Source organism: Streptomyces sp. NPDC048434 (genome assembly GCF_043200375.1).
GTDB lineage: Bacteria > Actinomycetota > Actinomycetes > Streptomycetales > Streptomycetaceae > Streptomyces.
Genome location: NZ_JBICXQ010000051.1, coordinates 1 through 14,156, shown reverse-complemented (window position 1 = coordinate 14,156; position 14,156 = coordinate 1). Strand labels below are relative to the sequence as shown.

Genomic DNA, 14,156 nt, shown 5'->3' with positions numbered 1-14,156 from the left:
GGCAGACAATTCAGCTACTTATCGAGCCCACGCTCGACGATCTGATACAGATCCTCGTTCGTGGCCGAGTCCAGGTCGTCCTCGTCGTCCGCCTCTGATCCCTGCACCCGCCAGTCCGCCATGAGGGCATACAACTGTTCTGTGATCCGCCCGCGATCGGCATCGTCGAGGGGCACAGCCGACAACACAGCGCGCAGACCGTCCAGATCTGCCAGGGCAGTCTCAATGGCGCCGGCTTGGCGCGGTACCAGCTGGTCGTGCAGGTGCCGGGCGAGTTCCAGGGGGACGGGGTGGTCGAACACCAGGGTGGCGGGAAGGCTCAGGCCGGTCTCGGCCGAGAGCCGGTTACGGAGCTCCAGCGCGGTCAGGGAGTCGATGCCCATCTCGCGGAAGGCCCGCTGGGGATCGATGTCCCCGGGTCGGGCATGACCCAGGACAACGGCCGCGGCGGCCCGGACGATCTGCAGGACTTCCTGCTCACGATCGGCGGGAGACAGCGCGGCCAACCGGGCTACCAAGCCACCCGCGTCCGCAGCCACAGCCGCGGTCGGGCGTGCGGAGACACCACCAGCAGCCAAGCCGTGCAGCAGCGCAGGCACTGGCCCTGCAGCGCGTGACAACGCGGTCAGGTCCAGTCGGGCCGGGACCGCCAACGGCGCACCCAACGCAGTAGCAGCGTCGAACAGCGCCAGGCCCTGCTCGGTCGTCAGCGGCTGAACACCACCGCGCCGCAGACGCGACAGGCCCGCACCCTCCAGATGCCCCGTCATCTCCGAGGCCTGGGCCCACAGCCCCCAGGCCAGCGACTGACCGGCCAGGTGCCGGTCGCGGCGGTAGGCGGCCAGCGCGTCCAGGAACGCGTTGGCCGCGGCGTAACTCCCCTGGCCCGCGCTGCCCATGACAGCTGCGGCCGAGGAGTACAGGACGAAGCCGGCCAGGCCCGCGCCCTCGGTCAGCTCGTGCAGGTTCCACGCCGCGTCGGCCTTGGCCGCCAGGACGGTCGCCATGCGCTGCGGTGTCAGCGACTCCACGGTAGCGTCGTCGATCACACCGGCGGCGTGCACCACCGCGGTCAACGGCCGCTCAGCCGTGCTCCGCGCCAGGACCGAGGCGAGGGCGTCGCGGTCGGCGGCGTCGCCGGCCTGCACCCGCACCTCCGCACCCGACCGTGCCAACTCCGCAACCAGACGGGCAACCCCCAGCGCGGCCGGGCCGCGCCGCGACATCAGCAGCAGGTGCCGCATGCCACGGGCATCCACCAGGTGCCGGGCCAACTCCCCACCCAGCGTCCCCGTTCCACCCGTGACCAGCACCGTGCCATGCCCGTCCCACTCGGCCGGGACGTTCACCACCACCTTGCCCAGGTGCCGGGCCGCCTGCAGATACCGCAACGCCGCAACCGCCTGCGACAGCTCGAAACACGTCACCGACGGCGGAACCACCGTCCCCGCCTCGAACATCGCCCCCAGCTCAGCGAACATCTCCGCGATCCGCGGCACACCGGCGTCCATCAGGTCGAACGCCTGGTAGGCGACCCCGGGGTAGGTCTGGGCGACCTGCTCGGAGTCGCGGATGTCGGTCTTGCCCATCTCAACGAACTGACCGCCGCGCGGCAGCAGCCGCAGCGACGCGTCCGTGAACTCCCCGGCCAGGGCGTTGACGACCACGTCCATACCCTCTCCACCGGTCACGGCCAGGAACCGCTCGCAGAAGGCCAGATCACGAGTGGAGGCGATATGCGTCTCGTCCACACCCATGGCCCGCAACGCGGACTGCTTGGCCGGACTGGCAGTCGCGAAGACCTCCAAGCCCCACGCCTTGGCCAACTGCACCGCAGCCGTGCCGACTCCACCGGTCCCGGCATGAATGAGGACTCGCTGCCCGGGACGGGCCTGGGCCAGATCCCGCAACGCGTAGAACGCGGTGAGGAACCCTACCGACACTGCCGCAGCCTGCTGGAAGGACCAACCCTGCGGGATGGCGGCCACCAACCGGCTGTCGACAATCCCGACCGGCCCCCAACCGGGCACCAGACCCATCACCGGCTGACCCACCGTCAGGCCGTCCACCCCAGGACCGGTCTCCAGGACAACCCCGGCGCCTTCCCCACCGAGGACCCGGCCGTCAGAGACCATCCCCAGCCCGGCGACCACGTCGCGGAAGTTCACGCCCGCCGCACGCAGACCGACCCGGACCTGACCCTCCGACAACTCGGTGCCCGCCTCGGGAGCGTTGACAACAGCCGCACTGCTCAGGTCACCCGGCTGAGCCACCTCAACCCGCCACCCCGAACCACCGGGAAGCACCAACTCACCGGACGCACCGGCGCGGGCCAGCCGCCGCCCGAACGCCGCGATTCCCCCGCCCTCAGTAGCGGGACGAATGCGGACCTCAGGCTCGTCGGCATCCAGCACCGCGGCCAGGACGGTGTCCACGTCGGCGTCGTGGGTGGGGTCCAGGCCGGCTGACGGGTCGACATCGGCCAGCAGCAGACGCCCCGGGTGCTCAGACTGCGCGGAACGGACCAAGCCTGCCACCGCCGCGCCGGCCAGATCCTGCCCAGCAGCCACACCCTGGGTCCAGATCACCAACCGCGCACCGTCGGTCTCGGGGTCGGCGAGCCACTGCTGCACCCAACCCAGCACCGTCGCGGCGGCCAGCTGAGCCGCCTGCGGCGCCGACGCCCCCGACGGAGCAGCCGGAACCGCAGCAACAACCACCGGAGGCAACTCAGACTCGACCGACTGGCCGTGGCGAACCCACTGCACTGCGACATCAGAGGCCTGAGATGTCGTCAGCGGGACCCAGTCCACGGTGAACAGCGACTGCCGCACCTGCCGACCAGAGCCGCTGAGCTGACCGGCCGAGGCTTCACGCAGCGCCAACGACCGTGCCTCCAAGACCGGCTGACCGACACCGTCAAACGCTGTCACGGAGACCCCACCCGACCCGCGGGCCAGCACCACTCGCAGGTGGCGGGCACCGCCCGCCAGCAGCCGCACCCCCGACCACGCGAACGGCAGTCCCGTCCCCCCACTGCCATCGCTGGTGCCGGCAGCCAGGAGACCGTGCAGAGCGGCGTCGAGCAGAGCGGGATGCAAGCCGAACCCAGCAGCATCAGCTTCGACAACCTCAGGCAGCTCGACCTCGGCGTAGACGGTGTCCCCGGCACGCCACACCTGACGCAGCCCCTGGAACGCCGGCCCATAGCCGTAACCGCGCTGGGCAAACCTCTCGTAGGCATCGTCGACCGGAACCGGCTCCGCGCCGGCCGGAGGCCAGACCCCCAGCGGAGCCGGAACGGGCTCACCATCCGCCGGGGCCAGCACGCCGACCGCGTGCCGAACCCACTCGCCCTCCCCTTCGCGGGAGGAGACCGTGATGCTTCGCCGACCACTGTCGCCGTCACTGTCGCCGACCTGGATCTGCAGCTGCACGCCGCCATGGTCCGACAGGACCAGCGGCTCCTGGAGCGTCAACTCCTCCAGCGTGCCGCACCCGGCCAGATCGCCGGCGTGGACCGCCAGGTCCACGAACGCCGTACCCGGCAGCAGGACCGTGCCGTGGACCGCGTGATCGGCCAGCCACGGCATCGCGGCCAGCGACAGACGACCCGTCAACACCAGACCGTCACCCTCGGCCAACCACACCGCCGCCGCCAACAACGGATGCCCGACCCGCTGCTGACCAGCCGACGAAGCATCCCCACGACCAATGACAGCCTTCGGCCAGTAGTGCTGACGCTGGAACGGATACGTCGGCAGTGCAACCTTCCTCGCGCCGTCGGCGGTCACCGCGGCCCAGTCCACCTCCACACCAGCCGCATACGCACCAGCCAGTGCGGTCAGCCAGCGGCTCCGGCCGCCATCGCCGCGCTGCAAACTGGCCGCCGCCACCAGATCCTCACCGGCCTGCGCGATCGCCATGCCCAGCACCGGATGCGGACTGACCTCCACGAACACCCGGTGACCCTCCGCCGCCAGCGCGGCAATGACCTCACCGAACCGCACCGTCTGACGCAGGTTCCGGTACCAGTACCCGCCATCAAGCTCGGCGGTATCCACCACCCGTGCTTCGAGCGTGGAGTAGAACGGCACCGGGCTACTGCCAGCAGACACCCCGGCCAGGTCCTCGGCCAGACGCTCCCTGACCGCCTCGACATGCGTGGTGTGGGAGGCGTAGTCCACCGCGATCCGCCGAGCACCGCGATCGGCGTAGGCGTCCGCGAACTCCGCGCATGCCTGCGCGTCTCCAGCCACCACCACCTGCCGGGGGCCATTCACCGCCGCCACCGACAAGTCCTGGCCCCAGCGGGAGATCCACTCCCGCACCTCGTCCAGTCCGGCGGGCACCGACACCATCCCGCCCGTGCCCGCCAGCCCGGCCAACGCCCGGCTGCGCAACGCCACAACCCGCGCGCCGTCCTCCAACGACAGGCCGCCCGCGACACACGCCGCCGCGATCTCGCCCTGACTGTGACCGGCCACAGCGGCGGGCTCCACGCCGCAAGCCCGCCACAACTCGGCCAGACTGACCATCACCGCCCACGACGCGGGCTGGACCACATCCACCCGCGCCAACAACTCCGCATCGCCCAACACATCACGCAACCGCCAGTCGACGAACGGCGCCAACGCCTGCTCACAGCGCTCCATCGACGCCGCGAACACCGGCTCCTCGTCCCACAGCTGCAGGCCCATCCCGGCCCACTGCGCACCCTGACCCGCGAACACAAACACCGGCCGCGACACCGACAGCGAACCAGCAACCCCGCTCACCACACCAGGCGCCTCCTGCCCCGCGGCAGCGGCAGTCAGGCCCTCCAGCAGCTGGCCACGGTCCTGGCCGACCACCGCAAGCCGGTGCGAGAACGCCATGGTCCGCGTCACCGCCAGAGAGAACGCCAGGTCCCTGGCCGCGACCTCCGGACGCGCCGCCACGAAGTCCGCCAGCCGACCCGCCTGCGCGGCCAGCGCCGCACCGGACCGCGCCGACAACACCCACGCCACCGGATCCGCGGACAACCCCAACTCAGAGGTGGGCGCCGACCCGTCCACGGCAGAGACATCCGGGACAGGGGCGTCCTGGGTGGGCTGCTCAAGGATGACGTGGACGTTGGTGCCGCTGATCCCGAACGCCGACACACCCGCACGCCGCGGACCAGAACCCGCCGACCACTCCCGAGGCGCCGTCAGCAGTTCCACCGCCCCGGCCGACCAGTCCACATGCGTAGACGGGGCATCCACGTGCAGCGTCTGGGGCAGCATCCCATGGCGCATTGCCTGCACCATCTTGAGCACACCAGCCACACCGGCAGCCGCCTGTGTGTGACCGATGTTCGACTTCACCGACCCCAGCAACAGCGGCCGGCCCTCCGGCCGGTCCTGACCATAGGTCGCCAGCAGCGCCTGCGCCTCGATCGGGTCACCCAGCGCCGTACCGGTGCCATGCGCCTCCACCACATCGACATCACCCGGCTGCAGCCCCGCGCTCGCCAACGCAGCCCGGATCACCCGCTGCTGCGACGGACCATTCGGCGCCGACAGACCATTACTGGCCCCGTCCTGGTTGACCGCACTACCCGCCACGACCGCCAGCACCCGGTGCCCACGAGCACGCGCATCCGACAACCGCTCCAGAACCACTACTCCGACGCCTTCGCCCCACCCGGTGCCGTCGGCCGCCTCCGCGAACGGCTTGCACCGGCCGTCGGCAGCAAGACCTCGCTGCCGCGCGAACTCCAGGTACGCACCCGGGGTGGCCATCACCGTTACGCCACCGGCCAGCGCCATCCCGCACTCCCCGGACCGCAGCGCCTGCGCCGCAAGGTGAATCGCCGTCAGCGACGAGGAACACGCCGTGTCGATCGAGACGGCGGGACCCTGCAGCCCCAGCGAGTACGCCACCCGACCCGACGCCACACTCGCCGTAGTCCCGGTCATCCCGTAGCCGCCGGCACCGTACTGCCCTCCGACGCGGTAGCCGGACGTGATGATGCCGGCGTAGACGCCGGTGTCGGTGCCCCGCAGGGAACCCGGGGTGATGCCAGCGTCCTCCAGTGCCTCCCAACAGGTCTCCAGCAGCAGCCGCTGCTGGGGGTCCATCCCCAATGCCTCACGCGGACTGATCCCGAAGAACTCCGCATCGAAATCACCGGCGCTGTCCAGGAAGCCACCCACCGGGGCGTAACGCGCACCCTCGTCATCACCCGACTCAAGGTCAGGCAGGCCGGCCACGTCCCAGCCGCGGTTCGCCGGGAAGCCCGACATCGCGTCGGAGCCTCCGGCGACCAGCTGCCAGAAACCCTCCGGGCCTTCGGCTCCGCCCGGGAACCGGCAGCCGATTCCCACGATCGCCACCGGCTCGTCCGTGCCGACACGGACCACCGGCACAGCGCTCTCCCCGAGGGCCTCGGCAGTCCCGCACGCCTCTGTCACCAGATGTCGGGCGAGTTCCAGAGGGACGGGGTAGTCGAAGACCAGGGTGGCGGGAAGGCTCAGGCCGGTCTCCGCAACCAGTCGGTTGCGCAGCTCCAGCGCGGTCAGGGAGTCGATGCCCATCTCGCGGAAGGCCCGCTGGGGATCAATGTCCTCGGCGCTGGCATGGCCCAGAACGGCGGCGACAGCGGCCCGGACGATCTCCAGGACTTCCTGCTCGCGCTCAGCGGAACCGAGCGCGGCCAACCGGGCCGCCAAGCCACCCGCGTCCGCGGCCGCAGCCACGGCCACGGCCGCAGTCGGGCGGGCGGGGGCACCGGCGACCAAGCCGCGCAGCAGCGGGGGCAGTGGCCTTCCAGGGCGTGACAGTGCCGTCAGGTCCAGCAGCGCCGGAACCGTCAACGGTGTGCTCAACGCGGCAGCGGCGTCGAACAGCGCCAGGCCCTGCTCTGTCGTCAGCGGCTGGATGCCGCCACGGCGCAGGCGAGATAGGCCCGTACCCTCCAGATGCCCCGTCATCTCCGAGGCCTGGGCCCACAGTCCCCAGGCCAGCGACTGACCGGCCAGGTGCCGATCGTGGCGGTAGCCGGCCAGCGCGTCCAGGAACGCGTTGGCGGCGGCGTAACTCCCCTGGCCCGCGCTGCCCATGACAGCCGCAGCCGAGGAGTACAACACGAACCCGGCCAGACCCGCGCCCTCGGTCAGCTCGTGCAGGTTCCACGCCGCGTCGGCCTTCGCCGACAGGACGGTCGCCATGCGCTGCGGTGTCAGCGACTCCACGGTGGCGTCGTCGATCACGCCGGCGGCGTGCACCACTGCGGTCAGCGGCCGCTCAGCAGCGATCTTGGCCAGCACCGGGGCGAGGGCGTCGCGGTCGGCGGCGTCGCCGGCCTGGACCCGGACCTCCGCACCCGACCGTGCCAACTCCGCGACCAGACGGGCAACCCCCGGCGCGGCCGGGCCACGCCGGGACAGCAACACCAGGTGCCGCATCCCACGGACGTTCACCAGGTGCCGGGCCAACTCCCCGCCCAGCGTTCCGGTTCCACCCGTGACCAGGACGGTGGCCTGCCGGTCCCACTCGGCGGGCCCGGTCCCAGGCTCCTCCGTCCAGGCCCGGGCCAGCCGTCGACCGAAGGCCGCGACTCCCCCGCCGTCGGTAGCGGGACGGATGCGGACCTCAGACTCGTCGGCATCCAGCACCGCGGCCAGAACGGTCTCCACGTCGGCGTCGTAGGTGGGGTAGAGGCCTGCTGACGGGTCGACATCGACCAGCAGCAGGCGACCCGGGTGCTCGGACTGCGCCGAGCGGACCAGGCCCGCCACCGCCGCGCCGGCCAGGTCCTGCCCGGCGGCTACGCCCTGGGTCCAGATCACCAACCGCGCGTTGTCGGTCTCGGGGTCGGCCAGCCACTGCTGCACCCAACCCAGCACCGTCGCGGCAGCCAGGTGGGCCGCCTGCGGCGCCGACATCCCGAACGGGGCAGCCGGCACGGCCGCAACAACCACCGGCGCCAGCACGGAGCCGACTGACTGGCCGTGCCGCACCCACTGCACCGCGCCAGTCGAAGCCTGCGCCGGCAGCGGGATCCAGTCGACGGTGAACAGCGACTGCCGCACCTGCCGACCAGCCCCGGTGAGCTGACCGGCCGGAATCTCACGCAACGCCAGTGACCGCGCCTGCAAGACGGGTTCACCGACAGCGTCGAACGCCGTAACCGAGATCCCACCTGACCCGGGAGCCAAGACCACTCGCAGGTGGCGGGCACCGCCCGCCAGTAGCCGCACCCCCGACCACGCGAACGGCAGCCCAGTCCCGCCACTGCCATTGCTGCTGCCGGCGGCCAGGAGACCGTGCAGGGCGGCGTCGAGCAGAGCGGGATGCAAGCCGAACCCGGCAACATCCGCTTCCGCGGCCTGGGGCAGCTCGACCTCGGCGTAGACGGTGTCCCCGGCACGCCAGACCTGACGCAGGCCCTGGAACGCCGGCCCGTATCCGTAACCGCGCCGAGCCAGCCTCTCGTAGGCGTCGTCGACCGGAACTGACTCCGCGCCGGCCGGAGGCCAGACGGCCAGCGGGGCGGGGACGGGCTCGCTGCCGGCCGGGGCCAGCACGCCAACGGCGTGCCGAACCCATTCGCCGTCCCCCTCTCGGGAGGAGACCGTGACCGTTCGCGGACCGCTGTCGCCGTCACTGACACGGACCTGCAGCTGCACGCCGCCATGGTCCGACAGGACCAGCGGCTCCTGGAGCGTCAACTCCTCCAGCATGCCGCCCCCGGCCAGGTCCCCGGCGTGGACCGCCAGGTCCACGAACGCCGTGCCGGGCAGCAGGACCGTGCCGTGGACCGCGTGATCGGCCAGCCACGGCATCGCGGCCAGCGACAGACGACCCGTCAACACCAGCCCGTCACCCTCGGCCAACCACACCGCCGCCGCCAACAACGGATGCCCAGAACGCTGCAGACCGATCGACGAGGCGTCCCCACGAGCGGTGACGGCCTTCGGCCAGTAGTGCTGACGCTGGAACGGGTAGGTCGGCAGCCCGACCTTGACCGCCCGACCCTCGTCGGTGGTCACCGTTGCCCAGTCCACCTCCACACCAGCCGCATACGCACCGGCCAGTGCGGTCAGCCAGCGGCTCCGGCCGCCATCGCCGCGCTGCAAACTGGCCGCCGCCACCAGATCCTCACCGGCCTGCGCGATCGCCATACCCAGCACCGGATGCGGACTGACCTCCACGAACACCCGGTGACCCTCCGCCGCCAGCTCGGCAATGACCTCACCGAACCGCACCGTCTGACGCAGATTGCGGAACCAGTACCCGCCATCAAGCTCGGCGGTATCCACCACCCGTGCTTCGAGCGTGGAGTAGAACGGCACCGGGCTACTGCCAGCAGACACCCCGGCCAGGTCCTCGGCCAGACGGTCCTCGACCGCCTCGACGTGCGCGGTGTGGGAGGCGTAGTCCACCGCAATCCGCCGGGCACCGCGATCTGCATAGGCGTCCGCGAACTCCGCGCACGCCTGCGCGGCACCGGCCACCACCACCTGCCGGGGGCCATTCACCGCCGCCACCGACAAGTCCTGGCCCCAGCGGGAGATCCACTCCCGCACCTCGTCCAGTCCGGCGGGCACCGACACCATCCCGCCCGTGCCCGCCAGCCCGGCCAACGCCCGGCTGCGCAACGCCACAACCCGCGCGCCGTCCTCCAACGACAGGCCGCCCGCGACACACGCCGCCGCGATCTCGCCCTGACTGTGACCGGCCACCGCCGCCGGCTCCACGCCGCAGGCCCGCCACAACTCGGCCAGGCTCACCATCACCGCCCACGACGCGGGCTGGACCACATCCACCCGCGCCAACAACTCCGCATCGCCCAACACATCACGCAACCGCCAGTCGACGAACGGCGCCAACGCCCCCGCGCAACGCTCCATCGACGCCGCGAACACCGGCTCCTCGTCCCACAGCTGCAGGCCCATCCCGGCCCACTGCGCACCCTGACCCGCGAACACAAACACCGGCCGCGACACCGACAGCGAACCAACGCTCCCGCTCACCACACCGGGCGCCTCCTGACCCGCGGCAGCGGCAGTCAGGCCCTCCAGCAGCTGGCCACGGTCCTGGCCGACCACCGCAAGCCGGTGGGAGAACGCCGTCGTCCGCGTCACCGCCAGAGAGAACGCCACATCCCTGGCCGCGACCTCCGGACGGGCCGCCACGAAGTCCGCCAGTCGACCCGCCTGCGCGGCCAGCGCCGCACCGGACCGCGCCGACACTACCCACGCCACCGGACCCGCAGAGTCCAGCCCATCCAGGACAGGAGCATCCACGGCAGGGACGTCCTGCGCGGGCTGTTCCAGGATGAGGTGGACGTTGGTGCCGCTGATCCCGAACGCCGACACACCAGCCCGCCGCGGACCAGAACCCGCAGGCCACTCCCGAGGCGCCGTCAGCAGCTCCACCGCCCCGGCCGACCAGTCCACATGCGAGGACGGGGCGTCCACGTGCAGGGTCTGGGGCAACATGCCGTGCCGCATCCCCTGCACCATCTTGATCACACTGGCCACACCAGCAGCGGCCTGCGTGTGGCCGATGTTCGACTTCACCGACCCCAGCAACAGCGGCCGGCCCTCCGGCCGGTCCTGACCATAGGTGGCCAGCAGCGCCTGCGCCTCGATCGGGTCACCCAGCGCCGTACCGGTGCCATGCGCCTCCACCACATCAACATCACCCGGCTGCAACCTTGCGCTCGCCAACGCAGCCCGGATCACCCGCTGCTGCGAAGGCCCGTTCGGCGCCGACAGACCATTACTGGCCCCGTCCTGGTTGACCGCACTACCCGCCACGACCGCCAACACCCGGTGCCCACGAGCACGCGCATCCGACAACCGCTCCAGAACCAGGACACCGACGCCCTCGCCCCACCCGGTACCGTCGGCCGCCTCCGCAAACGGCTTGCACCGGCCGTTAGCGGCCAGTCCTCGCTGCCGCGCGAACTCCGTGAACGTCCCAGGCGAAGCCATCACCGTGACGCCACCGGCCAGGGCCATCCCGCACTCCCCGGAGCGGAGTGCCTGCGCGGCAAGGTGAATCGCCGTCAGCGAGGACGAACAGGCCGTGTCGATCGAGACGGCGGGACCCTGCAGCCCAAGCGAGTACGCCACCCGACCCGACGCCACACTCGCCGTGGTACCAGTCAGGCCAAAACCACCAGCACCGTCCTGCTCACCGGCCCGGTATCCCGAGGCGATGATGCCGGCGTAGACGCCGGTGTCGGTGCCACGCAGCGAACCCGGGGCGATCCCCGCGTCCTCCAGCGCCTCCCAGCACGTCTCCAGCAACAACCGCTGCTGGGGATCCATCCCCAACGCCTCACGCGGACTGATCCCGAAGAACTCCGCATCGAAATCACCAGCGCCATCCAGGAACCCACCCACCGGGGCAAAAGCCGCACCCCCATCACCGGAATCCGGGTCAGACAGGCCGTCCACGTCCCAGCCGCGGTTCGCCGGGAAGCCCGACATCCCGTCGGAGCCTCCAGCGACCAGCTGCCAGAAACCGTCCGGGTCGTCGACCCCGCCCGGGTAGCGGCAGCCCATCCCCACGATCACCACCGGCTCGTCCGTGCCGATGCGGACTGCCGGCACGGACACCGCCCCGGCGGCCTCGGCAGTCCCGCACACCTCTGTCACCAGGTGCCGGGCGAGTTCCAGAGGAACGGGGTAGTCGAAGACCAGGGTGGCGGGAAGGCTCAGGCCGGTCTCGGCCGAGAGCCGGTTACGGAGCTCCAGCGCGGTCAGGGAGTCGATGCCCATGTCCCGGAAGGCCCGCTGGGGATCGATGTCCCCGGGCCGGGCATGACCCAGAACGACAGCGGCAGCGGCCCGGACGATCTGCAGAACCTCCTGCTCACGCTCAGCGGAACCGAGCGCGGCCAACCGGGCCGCCAAGCCGGCCGCGTCCGCAGCCACGGCCGCGGTCGGGCGGGCGGGAGTGCCCATGGCCAGACCCCGCAGCAGCGGAAGCAGCGGTCGTCCCGGACGTGACAGTGCGGTCAGGTCCAGCCGGGCCGGGACCGCCAACGGCGCACCCAACGCAGTAGCAGCGTCGAACAGCGCGAGGCCCTGCTCGGTCGTCAGCGGCTGGACACCGCCACGGCGCAGACGGGAGAGGTCAGCGCCGGCCAGTTGCCCGGTTATCTCCGAGGTCTGGGCCCACAGGCCCCAGGCCAGCGACTGACCAGCCAGGTGCCGGTCGCGACGGTAGGTGGCCAGTGCGTCCAGGAACGCGTTGGCCGCGGCGTAACTCCCCTGCCCCGGACTGCCCATGACAGCCGCGGCCGAGGAGTAGAGCACGAAGCCGGCCAGGCCGATGCCTTCGGTCAGCTCGTGCAGGTTCCACGCCGCGTCGGCCTTGGCGGCCAGGACGGTCGCCATGCGCTCAGGTGTCAGCGACTCCACCGTGGCGTCGTCGATCACACCGGCGGCATGCACCACCGCCGTCAGCGGCCGCTCAGGAGCGATCCGCGCCAGGACCGAGGCGAGGGCGCTGCGGTCGGCGGCGTCGCCGGCCTGCACCCGCACCTCCGCACCCGACTGGGCCAACTCCGCGACCAGACGGGCAACCCCCGGCGCGGCCGGGCCACGCCGGGACATCAGGAGCAGGTGCCGCATGCCGCGGACGTTGACCAGGTGCCGGGCCAACTCCCCACCCAGCATTCCGGTTCCACCGGTTACCAGGACGGTGCCCTGCGGGTCCCACTCGGCCGGGACGTTCAGCACGACCTTGCCGAGATGCCGGGCGGCCTGCAGGTACCGCAGCGCCGCCACAGCCTGCGACAGCTCGAAACACGTCACCGGCGGCGGAACCAGCGTCCCCGCCTCGAACATCGCCCCGAGTTCGGCCAGCATCTCCGCGACTCGCGGCTCGCCCGCGTCCATCAGGTCGAACGCCTGGTAGACCACTCTGGGGTAGGTCTGGGTGACTTGCTCGGGGTCGCGGATGTCGGTCTTGCCCATCTCGACGAACTGACCGCCGCGCGGCAGGAGCCGCAGCGACGCGTCCGTGAACTCTCCGGCCAGGGCGTTGACGACCACGTCCATACCCTCGCCGCCGGTCACGGCCAGGAACCGCTCGCAGAAGGCCAGATCACGAGTGGAGGCGATGTGGCTCTCGTCCACACCCATGGCCCGCAACGCGGACTGCTTGGCCGGACTGGCGGTGGCGAAGACCTCCAAGCCCCACGCCTTTGCCAGCTGCACCGCAGCCGTACCCACACCACCAGTACCGGCATGAATGAGGACTCGCTGGCCGGCGCGGACCTGGGCCAGATCCCGCAACGCGTAGAACGCCGTCAGGAACCCAATCGGCACCGCCGCGGCCTGCTGGAACGACCAGCCCTGCGGGATCGGGGCAAGCAGGCGGCTGTCCACGATCCCGACCGGCCCCCAGTTCGGTACCAGGCCCATCACCGGCTGACCCACCGTCAGGTCGTCTACCCCGGGACCGGTCTCCAGGACAACCCCGGCGCCTTCCCCACCAAGGCCTCGGTTGTCCGCGACCATTCCCAGCCCGGCGACCACGTCGCGGAAGTTCACGCCCGCCGCACGCAGACCAACCCGGACCTGACCCGCCGACAACTCGGCGCCCGCCTCGGGAGCGTCGACAACAGCGGCACTGCCCAGGTCACCCGGCTGGCTCACCTCAACCCGCCAGCCCGAACCACCGGGCAATGCCAACTCACTGGCGCGGGCCAGCCGCCGCCCGAACGCCGCGATTCCCCCGCCGTCAGTAGCGGGACGGACGCAGACCTCGAACTCGTCGGCATCCAGCACCGCAGCCAGGACGGTGTCCACGTCGGCGTCGTGGGTGGGGTCCAGGCCGGCCGCCGGGTCGACATCGACCAGCAGCAGACGACCCGGGTGCTCAGACTGCGCGGAACGGACCAAGCCTGCCACCGCCGCGCCGGCCAGGTCCTGCCCGGCGGCCGCGCCCCGGGTCCAGATCACCAACCGCGCGTTGTCGGTCTCGGGATCGGCGAGCCACTGCTGCACCCAACCCAGCACCGTCGCGGCAGCCAGCTGAGCCGCCTGCGGCGCCGAAGTGCCGGACGGGGCAGCCGGAACCGCAGCAACAACCACCGGGGCCACCTCGGACCCGACCGACTCACCGTGCCGCGCCCACTGCACGACGGCATCAGAGGCCTGAGGCGC

General features: G+C 71.4%; 1 protein-coding gene. It reads right to left on the bottom strand.

What is annotated here, in order from left to right:
* Positions 1–14 precede the first annotated feature (14 nt).
* On the bottom strand, positions 15–14,156 hold a 14,142-nt coding region (locus ACGFWI_RS37290; RefSeq protein ID WP_393910516.1), incomplete at its 5' end, for an SDR family NAD(P)-dependent oxidoreductase.